Consider the following 595-nt stretch of genomic DNA (forward strand, 5'->3'; position numbering starts at 1 on the left):
CCGGGCTGATCGCGAGCCGGGACACCTTCCCCGCCTTGGGGGCGGTGATGGTGGCCTCCATCTTCATCGCCTCGATGGTGGCCACGGTGGCACCGGCCTCGACCGTGTCCCCTTCGGCGACCGTGAGCGTGACGACGCCGGCGAAGGGGGCCGCGACATGGCCGGGGTTGGCCTTGTCGGCTTTCTGCGTCGCCGGAATGTCGGACGCCGCGGAGGTGTCCCGCACCTGGATCGGCCGCAGTTGGCCGTTGAGCGAGGACATCACGGTGCGCATACCGCGTTCGTCGGCCTCGCCGATCGCTTCGAGCTCGATGAGCAGCCGGACACCGGGCTCGAGGTCCACCGCGTACTCCTTGCCCGGGCGCAGCCCGTAGAAGAAGTCCTTGCTGGCCAGCAGGCTGGTGTCGCCGTAGTTCTGGCGGTGGGTGGCGAAGTCCCTGGTCGGCCCGGGGAACAGCAGCCGGTTCAGCGTCGCCCGCCGGTCCTTGTCCAGCAGTTCACGGTCCTCGGCGGACAGCCCGGGTGTCGGCTTGGGGTCCGGGCGGCCCTGCAGCGCCTTGGTGCGGAACGGCTCCGGCCAGCCGCCGGGCGGGGT

The 595-nt window shown here is 71.3% G+C and carries 1 protein-coding gene; it reads right to left on the minus strand.

Features of this window, described 5'->3' with window-relative positions; translation table 11 throughout:
* Positions 1-595, minus strand: a 595-nt coding sequence (locus CCN51_RS52425; RefSeq protein ID WP_342749440.1) for a biotin/lipoyl-containing protein, incomplete at both ends; no start/stop codon positions are given.

This window comes from Streptomyces milbemycinicus, assembly GCF_002154605.1.
Lineage (GTDB): Bacteria > Actinomycetota > Actinomycetes > Streptomycetales > Streptomycetaceae > Streptomyces > Streptomyces milbemycinicus.